The following is a 16013-nucleotide window of genomic DNA, read 5'->3' on the forward strand; positions in this document are numbered from 1 at the left end:
CGCCGAGCTACATACGATAGGCAGTGCACCGGTGAGCGGCGGAATGCCGGGGAATACAGGACAGAGGCGCGTCCATGTCGACAAATTTCGCAGCAATCTCCACACGGCGCCGTCTGGCCCGCGCACTTCTGACAGGCGCATTGGCGCTGAGCCTGCTGTCTCTCTCAGGGTGTGGCTATAACGCCATCCAGAGCGAAGACGAACAGGTGAAGGCCAGTTGGTCAGAAGTTCTAAATCAGTATCAACGGCGTGCCGACCTTGTTCCCAACCTCGTCAACACAGTGAAGGGGTACGCGGACCAGGAAAAGGAAGTGCTGGTCCGTGTGACTGAGGCCCGGGCGCAAGTGGGTTCGATTCGCGCCACGCCCGAACTCATTGCCGACCCGCATGCTTTCGCAAAGTTTGAAGCGGCACAGGGGCAGCTCACGTCGTCTCTGTCACGTCTGCTGGCGGTATCGGAGAACTATCCGCAATTGAAGTCGGATGCGAACTTCCGCGACCTGCAGGCGCAGCTCGAGGGTACGGAAAATCGCATTGCCGTGGCCCGCAATCGATACATTCGCGCCGTCCAGACGTACAACACGACGGTACGCTCCTTCCCGAACAATTTGACTGCAAAGGCATTCGGCTATCTGGAACGTCCCAACTTCTCGGTGAGCAACGAAGCCGAGATTTCCAAACCGCCGCGGGTCGACTTCGGTTCGACGCCGGCATCTGCAGGCAGGGGTTCCAATTGAACGTGTTCCGGCTGGCGACGGCCGTCGTCTTGGCTTTCTTTGTCTTGGGGGCTGCCTGCGCCCATGCCGACGTCGTTGTCCCGCCGCTGACATCGAGAGTAACCGATGAGACTGGAACCCTGACCAGCGACCAGATGGCCAGCCTTGAGAAGACGTTGAGAGAGTTCGAGGCGAAAAGAGGAGCGCAGATTTCAGTTCTCGTCGTTCCGACCACGGAGCCCGAAACCATCGAACAGTATTCGATGCGAGTCGTCGAGCAATGGAAGCTTGGGCGCAAGAATGTCGACGACGGCGCGCTCCTGATTGTCGCCAAGAACGACCGAACGCTTCGAATCGAGGTCGGATACGGCCTCGAAGGCGTGCTCACCGACGCGACGAGCAATCGCATCATCAACGAGGCGATAGTTCCGCGGTTCCGAAACGGAGATTTCTACGGCGGCATCACTGCCGGCGTCGACGGCATGATGCGCGTCACCAGCGGCGAGCAGTTACCTCCGCCGCAGCGGCGATATCAGACGAGCGACGGCGCCGGACGGTTGCTTCCGGTCCTCTTCCTCCTGACGGTCATGGCGGGCGGCCTTCTGCGCGCCATGCTCGGGAGACTGCCGGGTGCAGCCGTTACGGGCGGAGTCGTCGGAGTGCTCGCATGGGTTTTATCGGGGGCGCTCTTTATCGCCATCGCGGCAGGACTGATGGCGCTGCTCTTCACGTTGCTGGGCGGCGGAATGGGAGCGGCGGGTGGGCGCTTCATTGGCGGTAGCGGTGGCCGTTTCGGTCGTGATTCGAATCGCGACATCTTTCGCGGAGGCGGCGGAGGCTTCGGCGGCGGTGGCGCATCGGGACGGTGGTGAGCATGGACCTGAAACGCCTGTTCCGGCATCTCTTCACGACCCACTGGCGGGTCAACAGCGCATTCTCACGGCGGGAGCTCATCGCTATTGAAGAGGCTGTACGTATGAGTCATCGCGCGCACGTAGGTCAAGTCAGGTTTGCTGTAGAGGGTGCGCTGCACATCCGCGCATTGCTGAAGGGCACATCTGCGAGGGACCGTGCCATCGAGGTTTTCTCGGACCTCCGGGTTTGGGACACGGAGCACAACAACGGCATTCTTATCTACCTGCTTCTTGCGGACCGCGACGTCGAAATCGTCGCGGACCGAGGCATCCACGCCAAGGTGGATGGCCGCGAATGGGAAGCGATTTGCCAGGCCATGGAGGCGCACTTCCGGCAAGGCCATTATCGGTCCGGTGTTCTGCGAGGTATCGAGCAGGTGACCGAGCTGCTGCAAAAACACTTTCCACGTCACGGCCCGCGGCTCGATGATCTTTCGAGTGCGCCCGTCGTGATGTGAGTTCCGACGCTCGACATCGGTTCTCTTCTCGGGCGGAAATTGGCAGCATCAGCGCCCAAGAGATGTCTTGTTGCCTTCCCGATCGCGCGTTGTCCTGTCCGTCAATTCGGGCCAAACTCCTTTGCCAGTAAGGTGTAAAGGAGAGTGCAATGGATTGCCGTCCGCCGAAGTGGCTGACTATCGCTTCTTTTGTGCCAAGCGTTTTCGACGCTTTCTGCTGTATTCGCTTCCTGCAGCTTGCGTAACGCATTGTCCGAGTACCTCGGATGTCGCTGACTACCACACTCGAACACCAGCATGTTTGCCGGGTTCGGATCCACATCGACGTAGTCCCGTAGAGCCTTACACTTTTGGGGCGGCAAGCTTTAGCTTCTCTGCCACGTGTTGATGACTTAGGTAGTACTTCTTCTGAAAGTCGCCTTCGCGAATGGCTGCCGCCGCATCGGGATCATCGCCAGAAACAAAGCGTATGGGAGCGCCTTGTTTCTTTGTGAACCGCACCTTGACGGTTGGGCCTTCGCCAGCGACGTCGCTGGCTAACCCGTTGACATTAATTCTGGTTACGCCTTGTCGGGCAACGCTCATCGCCAGGCAGGAGCCTCTGTAACCGAAACCGAAACGAGGCCCCGTAACCGAAATTGATGCAACTCGGCAGTCTCGTCGACGTCGCACCACCCGCTACTCCACCGTCACCGATTTCGCCAGGTTCCTCGGCTTGTCGATATCCGCGCCGCGCAGGCAAGCGGCGTGATACGCGAGCAGTTGAAGCGGCACGACGTGCAGGATCGGCGACAGCAGCCCGTAGTAATCCGGCATTCGCAGCACCGACACGCCTTCGCTGTTATCGATCCGCGTATCGGCATCGGCGAATACGTAAAGCTGCCCGCCCCTCGCCCGCACTTCCTGCATGTTCGACTTGAGCTTCTCGAGCAGCGCGTCGTTCGGCGCAATCGTCGCGACCGGCATTGCGTGCGTCACGAGCGCAAGCGGCCCGTGCTTCAGCTCGCCGGCCGGATACGCTTCCGCGTGGATGTACGAAATCTCCTTCAACTTCAGCGCCCCTTCGAGCGCGATCGGGTAATGCAGCCCGCGCCCGAGGAACAACGCGTTCTCGTGCCGCGAGAACTCCGCGGCCCAGCGCTCGATCTGCTGTTCGAGCGTGAGCACATCCTCGAGCGCGCTCGGCAGCCGTCGCAACTGCGTCGTATAACGTGCGAGTTGCGCATCGTCGACGTAGCCGCGCAGCCGGCCGAGCGTCACCGCGAGTATGAACAGCGCGACGAGCTGCGTCGTGAACGCCTTGGTCGACGCGACGCCGATTTCCGGGCCCGCGCGCGTCAGGAACCGCAGGCCGGTCTGACGCATCATCGCGCTGGTCGGCACGTTGCAGATCGCCAGCGTATCGATGTGGCCGAGCGCCTGCGCATACTTGAGCGCGGCGAGCGTGTCGGCAGTCTCGCCGGATTGCGACACGCTGACCACCAGCGTATTCGGCAGCGCGAGCGCGTCGCTGTAACGGTATTCGCTCGCGATCTCGACCTGCGCGGGCAGCCGCGCGATCGTCTCGAGCCAGCGGCGCGCGGTCAGGCCGGAATAGTGACTCGTGCCGCACGCGAGAATCAGCACGTTGTCGATCTGTTCGAACGCGCGCGCGGCATCCGGGCCGAATATCGCCGGATCGAACAGCCCCGCATCGGGAATCGTCGCGGCCACGGCCTGAGGTTGCTCGAAAATCTCCTTCTGCATGAAATGCCGGTACGGCCCGAGCTCGACCGCGGCCTGCGCCGACGAGACGGTCTGGATCGGGCGATCGACCGGCGTGCCGCCGCGCTCGAGGATTCGCACACCGCCCGGCGTCAGTTCGACGATGTCGCCTTCCTCGAGAAAGATGAAGCGATCGGTGATGCCGGCGAGCGCGAGCGCGTCGGACGCGAGAAAGCATTCGTCATCCTTCAAACCGACGACGAGCGGCGATCCCACCCGCGCGCCGATCAGCCGCTGCGGCTCATGCTTGCTGAACACCGCGATCGCGTAGGCGCCGTGCAGCTGCGACGTCGCATCGCGCACGGCGGCGAGCAGATCGCCGCGATACTTGCTGTGGATCAGATGGGCAACGACCTCCGTATCGGTCTGACCATCGAACTGGTAGTTCTCGTCAGACAGTTGCCTGCGCAACGTTTCATGATTCTCGATGATGCCGTTGTGCACGAGCGCGATTTCGTCGCGCGAGAAGATCGGATGCGCATTGCAGGTCGCGGGCGCGCCATGCGTCGCCCAGCGGGTGTGCGCGATGCCGGTGCTGCCGGACAGCCCGGCGCTGCGCACGTGCGCGTCGAGATCGGCGACGCGCGACACGCTGCGCTCTCGGCGCGCCTGCCCGTCGACGACGGTCGCCACGCCGCATGAATCGTAGCCGCGATATTCGAGGCGGCGCAAACCTTCAATCAGAATCGGAACGATGTTCCGTTGCGCGACCGCGCCGACGATGCCACACATGACACGTCTCCTTCCCTGTTTCCGTTCATCGACCGTGCGCCGTCGTGTCAGCGCGATCCGGTCACCGTTACCTCCGCCGTCGTGAACCCGCATTTGGCGGGTGCGAGCGGATCGGTCATCCGGCTTTCGAATGCCAGGTACAGCGCCTCCTCCAGTACGTTCCAGTGCGCGCCATGACGGTACGGGCCCGAACGCGCATACCAGCAGGCGACGGTGCTCCAGTCGTTCATCTTGTAGGCGACCAGCGCGATCAGCCCCCACGGAAAATCGGAGCCGGCGAGTTGCATCCAGGTCTTGCCGTACTTCTGCATCCACTGCGCATAGATCGTCTCGTTCGACTGGTCAGGCACCTGGATGCCGGACAGGATCGGAAAGATCTGCGCGACTTTCGCCGGATAGAAGCTCGTGTCGCTGATCTTCTGCGTGCTCGCGCGAAAGCCGGATTGCGTGCCGCGCCAGAACACCTTGACGATCGCGGACGACAGCCGGTCGGCACGCTGGCTCCACGGCCCCGCATGCACGTAATCGGCGCGGCGCACGTAATACGCGGCGAGTGCCTGGAACGCGCTGTGCACCTCGACGTTATCCATCAGCAGCGCGACATGCAGCGACGACGAAATCTGATAGACGCCGCTCGCCTTGTCGAGCAGCGTGTCCAGGTGCGCGCCCGCGCGGTTCAGGCTGAGTTCCCAGGTCGCCGGCATCCCGTCGGGCGGCGCAAAGCGCGCGAGCAGCTCGATCCAGGTCGCCATCATCGCGTCGTCCGCGTCGGCTTCCGCGCACGGGCTGGTCAGTCCGCTCTTCACGCAGAAGCGGTCGAATCCCCCGTCCAGACGCTGGCGTGGCAACACCCATGCGATCCATGCGAGTGCCGCCTGGCGGGCATCCATGCGGGTGTCGGCGGCGGCAAGCAGCGCCTTCGCCGCGAAATATGGATCGATGCCGGCGCCGTTCAGGCGCACGGTGATCGCACCGTCCGGGCGTTGATACAGCCCGTTCAGCTGAAGTTCGGCGGCGCCGGCGTGCAGCACGGAGCAGCACGCGGCGACGCAACAGGCAACGCGCCACGCATGGCACTGCCTGACGAAGGCCGCCACGCACGCGCGTGCGGCCGGGAAAAGCGCGGGCCGGTTCATGATGGGGGGGCTCCTGCGCGGTAGTCCTGCGCAATTCGCCGGGCGCGGCGTTGGCCGCGTCGCGCGCCGGCGAGTGTATCGATGTTGCGGCTCAGTGCACCTTGGCGCTGGTGAACTTGAGGCTGGTGCCGCTATTCGCCGTCACGAGCCAGTACGTCGAGTCGGTGATATTCACGCTGCCGCTGCCTTGCGTGATGATCGGCAACGCATACGCAGCCTTCGGCAGCAGCCACGTCATGTTCGTCAGGCTCGTCGGGTGGCTGGCCGAGAATGCCCAGCCGCTGCCCGTGTCGGTGGCCGACCACGTGACGTTCAGGCGCGCCCGGTCGAAGATCGTGATGTCGCTCATCGTGTACCAGCGGAACTGTCCCGCGAGCTTCAGCATATTGGCTTGCGTGAAGATCGCGGACAACGTCGACGGGTAGAACGACGCGCCGTACGGGTGCGCATAGATCAGCCGGCTCGTGCGATTCGCGACGACGAAGTTCATCAGCGCGGCGTACCAGTTGTTCACGTCGGTCGTCGGCACCGCGTACTGCTGGAATTCCTCGAACGTCGCGTACTTGCCGAACGGCGTCACGGGGTAAGCCCACAGGCCCGGGTTCAGCAGCGCACCGTTGCGATATGCGCGGGTCGGTGCCGAGCCGGTGTGACCGGTGAAGTAGTACCCGTTGGAGCCATTGCTTTCGAGCCAGTTCACCGACCAGGTCGGCGTGTTGCCTTCCGGCGCCGCGTATTCGACGTCGGGCAGGCCCGTCGCAGCCTGAACGGCCTGGTGGTTCATCACGAGGTACTGCGTGAACGTGCTCGCGTTCGTTTCGCTCGCATTCGCCCCCCAGTAGTCGTGAATCCAGCCGCCGTGGCTGCCGACGCGATGCCCCCTGCTGGTGAAGTACTTGAGGAGATTCTGCGCCGTCGGGTTGTTGGCGAGATTGATGCCGTCGCCGTCGCCGAAAGTCGCTTCGTCGGGCCCGGCAGTGACCACGATCGAGAACGGTCCGTTGTTCCACACGCCGAGGCTCTTCAGATAAAGCGCCGGCTGGATCTGGTCGCCCGCACAGAAGTGCCAGTTGAACACGAGCCCGGCCTGCGCCTTCGGCAGCGGCGACAGCGACGGCAGGTTCAGCATCTGCGTGCCGAAATAATGCAGGTAACCGTGGATCAGCATCCCGTCGGTCTGGCCGTCGAGGTAGGCGAGCGGCAGGTTGACGAACAGCACGCCGCCGTTGCCGTACGGGTTGTAGCCGGACACCAGCCCGAAGTTCGGCGACGTCAGGATCGTCGTGCCCGAATACGTGCCCTGCGTCACGAAGCTCGGATAGGTCAGAAAGCCGTACACGTAGCCGGAGATGCCTTCGAGCGTGTCGGTGGTGGCCAGCGTGGACGCAAGCGCGGTCGTGGTCTTGCTGGTCGAGGTGCTCAGCAGCGAACCGGCGCTATACGTGGTGGTCTTCTTCAGCTTGCCGGTCACGGTGCCGGTCAGCTTCGGCAGCGTCTGGGTCAGCACGCCGCTGCCGGTGGGCGGCGTCGTGTACTGGAACCAAGCCTGGTGGTTGTAATTGGCGAGGCCGCCCGGGTTCGACGGGCTGGCGGCCAGGAACAGCGCGTTGGTGCCCGACGTCGACGCAGACGTCTTCGACGAGCCGGAGCTGCTCGTCGACGCGAACGAAGTCGTGGGGCTGGCGGCCGTGGTCGCCGAAGTCGTCGTCGTCCATGCCATCGACTTGCCGGGGGGCACCTGCAGCGTGCGCAGCCAGCTGCTCATGCCGGTCACGTTGCCGAGGCCGATCATGTTGCCGCCGTATTGGTCATACAACACGTAGTCGACGCCGGCCATGTTGCTGAAACGAGACTTCGGGCTCACGTAGAATCCGGCCGAATTCAGTACGCCGAAATCGTAGACGAGCATCACCTTGCCGCCGTTCAGCGCGTAGTTCTGGATCGCCGTCACGAGCGTGTCGTCGGCCGTCGTATGAATCTGGTCCGGCAGGATCAGGCCGGGATACTGAGACAGCGACGACCCGGCGGCCATGAACTGGCTGTCGGTCATCACCTTGATCTGCAACCCTTCCTCCTGCGCGGTATCGAGCCACGCGGACACGCGAGGATCAGGCAGCGTCAGCGTGTCGGGCACCAACAGGAGAAGCTGGTTGGTGGCCGCCCGAACGCCGCCCGGACTGAACGCGAACGCCAGCGCGAACAGCGCGAATAGTATCCGCAAGAACTTGCCTGACTTTGCCAACATGGTGTGCTCCTCGCTCAAGGAATGGGTGGCGCCACAGCAGCGATGAGCGTGCCGCCAGCTCGGCCCACCTTGCCCGGTAGATGTGTGCGGTTGCCCAGTTCGTCGAACATCGAGAGACGTCGGCCATCGGCGGCCGAGCCGTCTTTTCCGTTGGAAACGAATCGATGCGACGCAGGAAGAGAAGCGAACAACGTGCCATTGGCTCCGGAAGCCCTGTCGTGCTCGCTCCGTGCGTCGCGTGCCGTGCGGTGCGGCAAAAAACGCGGCCGATTCGTTTCACCACTGATACGGCGGCGTTTTCACGCCCCATCAGCGCGAATCATCGGACGGATTCGTCAGCGAGCCGGGCCAGCTCGCGCAGTAGGTGTAGAGCGTGACGAGCAGGCCGATCAGCAGCGGGCCGCCGAGGAGGAAATAGCAGAACGGCAGGAACAGCAACGAGCCATGGTGGATGACGACCGCGTGCAGCAGCATCACGAACGGCAGCGCAAACACGAAGTAGCCGACCACGAGAAGCGACGCGGCGATCTTCTGCAGCGGCGTGAAATCGAGCGGATAGTACAGCGCCGCCATCACCAGCGGAATCAGCGTGATCGCCGCGCCGTGCAGCACGAACATGTCACGCAGATGCAGCATCGGCACATACGGAAACGCGCCCGGTGCGAACCAGAAATACGCGCAGATCAGCAGCTGCGTGAAGCTCGCGATACGTAACAGATATGCAACGGGCAACCAGTTCGCACGCCGGAAGAACGACGCGCCGAAGCCGATCGCGCATAGCACGGCGGTCACGGCAAGCTGCGTGCCGCTCGGCATTCGCGCGGCGAGATCGATCGACAGCAGCAGTACGCGCGGCGCATCGGGCGGGTAGCCGATCACGATCACGTGCAATGCCGGATCGATCTCGTGCGCCCCCCACGTCATGACCGCGCGCCAGTAGCGCCACGCGAGCGGCAGACCGAGCCACAGCAACGCATAGAGCGTCGGGGTCAGCAGCACGATCGACATCAGCCAGCGCTGCGGATGCGGGTGGATCCGCAGCGAACGGTCGACGGAAGGACGGACGGGATGCGTCTGCATGGCGTCCGCTCCCGCTACCAGCGATAGAACACGCTCAGCTCGCCGCCGATCCGTGAATAGTAGGGGTTATGGTAGTAGTCGAACTCGACTTGCGTACCCCACTTGCGCGTGAACCAGTAGCGCCATTTCGCGCTCATTTCATGACTGCGGAAATCGGCGATCTGCGAACCGGATCCGGTGACCTGGTACGCCTCGCGCCCGAACCCGCCACGCAGCGTGATCACGCTCTTGCCGACCTCGCCGTAGGTGACCGCGCCGTAGTATTGCGGCGCCTTCACCGACCCCGGCGAATCGACCGTGTAGTTGGTACCCGCCTCGAAGATCCACTTCGGCAGCGCATACCAGATCAGGCCCGCGTGATACAGCTGATCCCTGTGGCCGCTGCGGTTCCATGCATAGCCCGCGCCCAGCGACACGATCAGCGACCGGTTGGACAGCAGCTTGCGGTTGATCGAGAGGTCGACGCGCGCGCTCGGCAGGATCGTCCCGGACGTGGTGCCGGAAAAACCGATGCCGCCGAACCAGTCCGGTCCCAGGTCCTGCACATACGTCAATGCGCCCAGCTGCGTGCTCTCGCCGAAGCGATGCAACTGCGCCAGCTCGCCGAGTATCGTGCGACCACCGTCCTGATAGACGCCGCGCACGTGCACGCCGTACCAGTCGCCATACCCGTGCGTCAGGTGTGCGCTGGACACGCCGAGCGACATCTCGGCATGCCGTTCGCTCGGCGCCTGCACGTGCGCGATCACGGCGTCTGGCAACGGCGGCCGGTTCGTATCGTCAGGCGAGAATTCCGCGAGCGACGTGCCGTCCGGCAGGCCATCGGCGGACACGCGCACGAACGCGGGCGTGTCGAGCATGCGCGGCACGATGACGGGCACGGCGGCGTCGGGCGACTGCGCGGGTGCCGGCGCGCCGGCATCATCCGGCTGCGCCGCGAGCACCGGCAGCGGGCCGACGGCAACGCCGCACAGCACCGCCAGTGCGGCGACCGGTGCGCGCGAGCGGCGACGGCGGGATCGATCGGACATGGAGGTGCTCCTTAACGGGATGCATGGAACCAGCCGCTGCGGCATGCGACGAGATCGCCGTGCACGCATGCATGGCCGACGACCGAGACGTCGCGCGCACAGGCGCTGACAGGATGACCGGTGACGCCGATGCGCGCGCCGGTCAGACGCAGCAGCCCACCAGCCGACACGACGCCGTCGATGCAGCTGCCGCTGGCGAGCAGTACGTCGTCCCGCGCGAACACCGAGCCGTGCAGGAATGCATGGCGCTCGAGCTCGACGCGATGCGCCTTGACGCTGCCGCGCAGCACGCAGCCGTCACCGAGCACCAGCGTGCCGTCCACGACGAGGTTGCCCTGCACGACCGTATGTGCGGGCAGACGCACGTCGCAGGAGAGCAGGTAGCGGCCGTGCACGTAGCGATGCGGCAGCCTGGAAAAGTGGCGCGTCAGCGAGACCGCACGGCGCGGCGCGACGGCCATATCGTCGGCCGGTAGCACCGGCACCTTGCCGAAGACGATCGGCTCGCCGTACAGGCACGCGAAGCCGCCGGCACCATGCAGGTATACCGTCCCGCCCACCACGACGCCGCGCAGCACCGCGCTATCGACGTCGATATGCGGCGCGTGTGCGAGCATGCCGATCGTCGCGCCGGCATGAACGTCGATGCGCTGCTCGGCGAACGCATACGTGGCCCGCGCGCCGCGGTCGAGCGTGATCGCGCGATCGGCGTAGAGCACGTCCTCGCAATGCTCGTCGTGCACGACGCGGATCTCGTCGTCATGCCGGACCAGGAGCCCGAGCGCGTGCCACGGCGCCGTCGCGGACGAATCGGCCGGCCGCGCACCGCCCACATGCACGCGCAGCGCATCGCGCCAGCGCGCGGCGAGCAGCGCCTGATCGACGAACGGCCCGTCGCCGATCGGCAGTGCCGCCACGTCGCTGCGCCGGATCAGCTCGTGCAGCAGCGGCAGGAACGGCAGGCTCAGCACGCCTGCCACCGGCACCATCACATTGAAGGTCGTCATCGTTCACCGCCCCGGTTTCAATTGCCGGCGAAAACGCTCGGTCTTGTCCCATTTCAGTTCGCGCCGCAACGCGGCGTCGAGCACGAGCCCCCATAGCGCGGAGACCACGGCCGCGATCGTCACGCAAAAACCGACCACGTTGACCGGCACGAGCCGCAGGCGCGTCGCGCGACCGTCGAGCCGCGCGGCGACGACGATCTCGAAGAACACGCCGAAGTTGCCGAAGGTGCTGAACGCGAACAGCGCGAACAACGACACGAGCAGGCCGAGCGCGGTCGAGTTGACGCCATTGAGCAGATAAAGCGTGATCGCGGTGCCCCACGCGATCGCGAGCAGCGCGGGCATCAGGAACACGCCGAGCAGCAGCGCGCCGTCCAGCCGGCAGCGCCGCGAGATCAGCGGATTGCGCAACACCGGACCGAAATAGCGCAGCAGCGTCTGGTTGTGCCCCTTCGCCCAGCGCGTCAGTTGCCGCGCGCGCACTGCCCAGCGCTCGGGCACTTCCTCATAGCATTCGGCGTGATTCAGGTAGACCGTGCGCCAGTCGCTCAGCAACAGGCGATAGGTCATGTCGGTATCCTCGGCGAGCATGTCGTCGCACCATCCGCCGACCGCATCGAGCGCGCCCTTGCGGATGCCGCCGACCGTGCCGCCGTACTGCGGCACCAGGTTCAGGTTGTTGCGCGCCTGCTGGTTGACCTGATAGCCGCCCGCGCGCTCGAGATCGAGCAGCCGCGCGAGCAGGTTGCTGTCGGCGTTCTGCGGCACGACGCGGCCCATTACCGCGCCGACTTCCGGATCGAAGAACGGCGCGACGAGTTCCTTCAACAACCCGGGACGCGGCAGGTAATCGGCATCGAACACCACCATGATGTCGCCGCGGATGAAGCGCAGCGCGTCCTTCAGCGCGGCCGCCTTGCCCGGCTTGCCGCTCTCGCGGTGAAACGGCTTGATGAGCTCGGGCGCCAGCGCCTGCACCTCGTCGATCAGCGCGCGCGTGTTGTCGGTCGAGCGGTCGTTGACCGGAATGATCGTCAGCCGGTCGTGCGGATAGGTCGTCGCGAGCAGCGCCATCAGGCAATCGACGACGACGGCTTCTTCGTTGTGCGCGGCGACGAACACGGTGAGCCGCGGCCATTCGCCGTGGGTCACCGCCTGATAAGGTGCGTGCTGCGGCTTGAACAGACGGTCGAGACTGAACACGTAATGCCGCGCCGCGTAGACGCAGGTCAGAAGCGTGAACAGCCACAGGTAGGCGACACCGGGGATCAATAGCCAGTCGGGATCGAACGTGACCGGCTCGGTATGGGCTGGCGCCGGTTCGAGCAACGCGTCCGCGTCGGTCGACGCGCGCACCGCGAACGGCGCGGCACCGACATAGGCGGTGCTGCGCTCTGCCGCGCCTGCGGCTGGCATGCCGATGCGCACCCGGTCGACGAACGGCCGCGATGCGGTGTCGTGCACGACCTGCGAGCAGGCCAGCACGATCAGCAGCAGGATGCCTTCGACGCAGAGCGACACCGTCCGACGGTTCTTCATGTCCTGGCCCCCGTGCCGGCGACGGCGGCAGCCGAGCGCTTGCGCCCGGGCCGTGAATCGCGCGGATGTCAATGGGAAGCGGCCGCACGTTCGTCGTGCAAGCGCGGGCGTCTTCCGCGCCGGACGAAAGTGTCGTGCCGCTTTCCGGATTCGTTGCTTTGGCGTCCCTGTCCGTCTGCTGTCGTTGGAACACGTCGGAACGCACCTGTCCGCCCAGAACAAGCAAGCGGCGAGCCATCGGCCGCCGGGCCCCGTGCGGCAAGGACCGGCGATCAGGCAGCGGGCGCGGCCGGGGCGGCGGCCGAGTGTTTTTGATTCACCGGCGAATCAGCTTTTGGCACGGCACGTGCGGTCGGCATCGCGATCCGTTCGCGTTGCGCGGCGAATTGTCTGTTCATCGCACGTGCATCGCCTCGAACGATGCCGCTTCGCGACGCGGTCAGTCGCGAAGCGCCGGCGCACGGCCCCCGGCCGGTAAACGTGCGCGCTACCACCGGCGCGCGCGCCGGAAGGCCGTCATGCGGGCACGCCAGCCGCATTCCGGCCACGCGTTACAGATACGCAACATTTCGCGCCTGTCGACTCGGGCAGCGCGAGCGATGCGGCGCGACGGGCAAGTCATTGGTCCATGCCCCGATCCGGATGATCCGCGTCGCGCCTTTCATTGCCCAGACAAAATTCGCAGATCGAATCGATTCAATGCGCTTCGAAAGACGGGTGCCGTTCGAGCGGCAGTCGACGCTCGAGCCACGCCGCCATTCTTCGAATGACGCGACCGGACCGCTCGCGCGCGCGGTCGCCCGTTTATCTGCACCGTCGCCGTCCACCGATGTGACCTCCGTAGCAGTTGTGAAACGTTCCGTAACGAACCGCGCGTGCCGCGCGAATTGGAACCGGACGCAGGGGCCGCTGGTTTGAATATTGCTGTATGGAAAGCGGGATCACCTTACCGGCGCGTCGGCGCGCGGCAACGCGAATCGTGTGACGGAAGGACGTGGCGATCGACACAGTGAGGAACGCTCATGACGTGATTGACGAGGTGCAAGGGGGCCTCCGTAGTCCGACGATTGCGTGGCGGAGACCGCGCGGACAAGAACGGTGCGCTCGCCCCGCCACATCGCTGAATGTCGCGCGGCCGATGCCGGCCGGCGTGGCCGCATGCGGGGACGGGATGGGTCGCCTGCAACCAAGCTTGGCGCCAGATGCCGGGGCTTCCGGCGCGAAGATGCTCAACGAGGAAAACGATGAAGAAGATCTTGCTTGTATTCGGGACCCGGCCGGAAGCCATCAAGATGGCGCCGCTCGTCCGCGCGCTGAAGTCGCGCAAGGATGTCGACGCCCGTGTGTGCGTTACCGCCCAGCATCGGGAAATGCTGGATCAGGTCCTCACCTTGTTCGACATCAAGCCAGACTACGATCTCAATCTGATGCGCCAGAGCCAGACGCTGACCGACGTGACGACCGGCATTCTTCAGGCGATCGGGATCGTCTTCGACGACTTTCGCCCCGACGTCGTCCTGGTGCACGGCGACACGACGACGACGCTGGCCGTCAGTCTCGCGGCGTTCTACCGCTATCTGCCGGTCGGACACGTGGAAGCGGGACTGCGCAGCGGCGACATCTGGTCGCCGTGGCCGGAGGAATTGAATCGCCGCGTAACCGATGCGGTGTCGTCATGGCATTTCGCGCCGACCGGCCAGGCACGCGACAACCTGTTCAGCGAAGGCGTGCCGGTCGGCGCGGTCGTGATGACGGGCAACACCGTGATCGATGCGCTGCACGACGTCAAACGCATGCTCGACCACGATTCCGTGCTCAACGACAAGGTCGCCGCGCACTTTCCTTTTCTCGATCCGTCCCGCCGCGTCGTGCTGATCACCGGCCATCGCCGCGAGAGCTTCGGGGAGCCATTCCGGCATTTCTGCGAGGCACTCTGCACGCTCGCCAACCGCTATCGCGATGCGCAGTTCGTCTATCCGCTGCACCTGAATCCGCACGTGCGCGAGCCGGCGCGTGCGCTGCTCGGCAGCGTGCCGAATATTTACCTGATCGAGCCGCAGGAATACCTTTCGTTCGTATTCCTGATGTCTCGCGCGTATTTCATCATCACCGATTCAGGCGGCATCCAGGAGGAAGGGCCCGCGCTCGGCAAGCCGGTGCTCGTCACGCGCGAGACGACCGAGCGGCCCGAAGCGATCCAGGCCGGTACCGCGCGGCTCGTCGGCACGGACCAGGAGCGAATCGTCTGGGAGGCGTCGCGGCTGTTCGACAGCGAAAGCGCGTACGAGGAAATGGCGCGCGCGAGCAATCCGTATGGCGACGGCCATGCGAGCGAGCGGATCGTTCACGCGCTGATGCATTCGCCGGGCGCGACTGCGAAGGCGACGAGCTTTTCGCTGGGGGCCGCCGAGATGCCGTTCAACGCGCTCACGCTGGGGTTGCAGGCGTTGCGGTCGCCTTGAATCCGGTCATCGGACGATATGCCGACGGGCGACGACGCGCGCTGTCGCCACCCGTCGTTGGTCGGATGCGAACCGACGTCCCTCGCCGTCGAATCGCGCCGTGCGAACGCCGACCGCTGCCGTCCGCTACCGGACCACGGCATCGGCCATCGATTGCGCCAGTGCGACGAGCCGCGGGTAGATCCGCTGTGACACCACCTGCCTGGCGAAACACGCCTGCCGCGCGTCCTCGGGCACGCGCCCCACGCTGCACGCCACGATCGGGCGCAGCGTCACGCTCTTCCACTGGATATAAACCCGTTCGCCCTGCCGGACCGACACGGCCAGCGTGTTCGGCCCCTCCGGCACGCCGTCCTGGCTTTCACCCAGCAGCCATGCCTTCACCACGCCGTCGGCCGGCTGCCGCTTGACGGGCAACTCGGCGAAGCGAAACGCAGCGGCGTCGTCGCTGAATACGTTCGTGTAAAGCGTGTCATTGTCGAGAATCGCGGCCACGTCGTCCGTCGGCTTGATGCCCGCATCCGCCGTGCTCGCCCACGCCTTCAGCAGCGGAACCGTCGTCACGACGAGATTCGTCTTGCCGTCGGCCGACTTGAAGGCCAGCCCGTCCGGCCCCGGCGGCACCCCGTCGACGGGGCCGACACTCTGCACCGTGCCCGCCGCCTTCGCGGCAAACCCTTTCGCCCGCACCGTGCCGATGAGCCGGGCGAGCCGTGCATTCACGTCGGCCGTGTACTGTCGGTCGACACTCGGCCGATCTTCCGTTCGCGCCGCCGCCACGGCCGCCGCGGCATTCTTCCGATAAGCAAGATACGAATCCGCCGGTGATGCGATCACCTTCGCCCCGACTGCGGCGAGCACCGCCGCGACCACCACCGCCCCTACCCCGACCTTCAGTCTTGAAATGCGCTTCATTTTTATGACGTACC

General features: G+C 65.0%; 13 protein-coding genes. 4 read left to right on the forward strand and 9 right to left on the reverse strand.

The annotated features are described in order from the left end of the window. Window positions 1–74 precede the first annotated feature (74 nt). The 3 genes from DIE08_RS06560 to DIE08_RS06570 are packed head-to-tail and all read left to right on the forward strand — an operon-like array spanning window position 75 to window position 2088. Window positions 75–737 (forward strand): LemA family protein, encoded by a 663-nt coding sequence (locus tag DIE08_RS06560; RefSeq protein ID WP_260436467.1) that lies wholly within the window; start codon window positions 75–77, stop codon window positions 735–737. Next, window positions 734–1588: a YgcG family protein gene (locus DIE08_RS06565; RefSeq protein ID WP_124901355.1), complete on the forward strand. Its 855-nt coding sequence runs from the start codon at window positions 734–736 to the stop codon at window positions 1586–1588. The genes DIE08_RS06560 and DIE08_RS06565 overlap by 4 nt, the downstream gene beginning before the upstream one ends. 2 nt (window positions 1589–1590) lie before the next feature. Continuing rightward, a complete protein-coding gene (locus tag DIE08_RS06570) occupies window positions 1591–2088 on the forward strand; it encodes a TPM domain-containing protein (RefSeq protein ID WP_059601490.1) in 498 nt (165 codons plus the stop codon). A gap of 342 nt (window positions 2089–2430) precedes the next feature. Here the strand turns inward: DIE08_RS06570 and DIE08_RS06575 are convergent, their stop codons facing one another. From DIE08_RS06575 to DIE08_RS06610, 8 genes are all read right to left on the reverse strand, one after another. Further along, window positions 2431–2673: a hypothetical protein gene (locus DIE08_RS06575; RefSeq protein WP_124901356.1), complete on the reverse strand. Its 243-nt coding sequence runs from the start codon at window positions 2671–2673 to the stop codon at window positions 2431–2433. Between the two features lie 93 nt (window positions 2674–2766). Continuing rightward, window positions 2767–4584: a glutamine--fructose-6-phosphate transaminase (isomerizing) gene (glmS, locus tag DIE08_RS06580; protein WP_124621016.1), complete on the reverse strand. Its 1818-nt coding sequence runs from the start codon at window positions 4582–4584 to the stop codon at window positions 2767–2769. A 47-nt stretch (window positions 4585–4631) separates the two neighbouring features. Then, window positions 4632–5720 (reverse strand): hypothetical protein, encoded by a 1089-nt coding sequence (locus DIE08_RS06585; protein WP_124901357.1) that lies wholly within the window; start codon window positions 5718–5720, stop codon window positions 4632–4634. A gap of 91 nt (window positions 5721–5811) precedes the next feature. Continuing rightward, the gene (locus DIE08_RS06590; protein ID WP_124901358.1) at window positions 5812–7965 is read right to left on the reverse strand and encodes a hypothetical protein; all 2154 of its coding nucleotides are present in this window, start codon (window positions 7963–7965) and stop codon (window positions 5812–5814) included. Window positions 7966–8274: 309 nt separating this feature from the next. Then, the gene (locus tag DIE08_RS06595; RefSeq protein ID WP_124901359.1) at window positions 8275–9045 is read right to left on the reverse strand and encodes a hypothetical protein; all 771 of its coding nucleotides are present in this window, start codon (window positions 9043–9045) and stop codon (window positions 8275–8277) included. Between the two features lie 14 nt (window positions 9046–9059). Continuing rightward, window positions 9060–10076, reverse strand: coding sequence for a YaiO family outer membrane beta-barrel protein (locus DIE08_RS06600; protein ID WP_124901360.1), 1017 nt, complete (start codon window positions 10074–10076; stop codon window positions 9060–9062). Between the two features lie 11 nt (window positions 10077–10087). Next, window positions 10088–11083, reverse strand: a complete 996-nt coding sequence (locus DIE08_RS06605) for a polymer-forming cytoskeletal protein (protein ID WP_124901361.1) — start codon at window positions 11081–11083, stop codon at window positions 10088–10090. A 3-nt stretch (window positions 11084–11086) separates the two neighbouring features. Further along, the gene (locus DIE08_RS06610) at window positions 11087–12622 is read right to left on the reverse strand and encodes a glycosyltransferase family 2 protein (RefSeq protein ID WP_124901362.1); all 1536 of its coding nucleotides are present in this window, start codon (window positions 12620–12622) and stop codon (window positions 11087–11089) included. Window positions 12623–13866: 1244 nt separating this feature from the next. Between DIE08_RS06610 and wecB the strand changes: the two genes are divergently transcribed. Next, complete coding sequence (gene wecB / locus DIE08_RS06615) at window positions 13867–15084, forward strand: non-hydrolyzing UDP-N-acetylglucosamine 2-epimerase (RefSeq protein WP_124901363.1); 1218 nt, start codon at window positions 13867–13869, stop codon at window positions 15082–15084. Between the two features lie 126 nt (window positions 15085–15210). Here the strand turns inward: wecB and DIE08_RS06620 are convergent, their stop codons facing one another. Continuing rightward, window positions 15211–15999: a hypothetical protein gene (locus DIE08_RS06620; RefSeq protein WP_124901364.1), complete on the reverse strand. Its 789-nt coding sequence runs from the start codon at window positions 15997–15999 to the stop codon at window positions 15211–15213. Between the last annotated feature and the right edge of the window lie 14 nt (window positions 16000–16013).

Source organism: Burkholderia sp. Bp9004 (assembly GCF_003858025.1).
Classification (GTDB): domain Bacteria; phylum Pseudomonadota; class Gammaproteobacteria; order Burkholderiales; family Burkholderiaceae; genus Burkholderia; species Burkholderia diffusa.